Below are 270 nucleotides of genomic sequence, written 5' to 3' on the forward strand. Positions count from 1 at the left end.
TAGTGCCATGTAATTCAGCATAACGGTTTGAACTAGTAGGTTAACGTTATTGGCAGCAGGGCTTGATGCGGTTTCGACTGATGCGTCGCTACGCATATAGCCAACCTGGTTGCGTATCGCAGTAGGGCGACCGTTTCCGCTAGGGTCATAGACTAGGTAGAACGCTGCAGCAGTTGATTGGTTATCGCCGGTCCATACACCTTTGCCGCGGCCTTGTTCAGAATTATCTACCATGCCATTACTGGCGACTGAACCGTCAGAAAAGACGTA

1 pseudogene is annotated in these 270 nt (G+C 50.0%); it reads right to left on the bottom strand.

Features of this window, described 5'->3' with window-relative positions:
* Nucleotides 1-270 (bottom strand): annotated as a pseudogene (locus A3756_RS05815) (hypothetical protein); the annotation flags it as partial.

It is taken from the genome of Oleiphilus sp. HI0086, assembly GCF_001635225.1.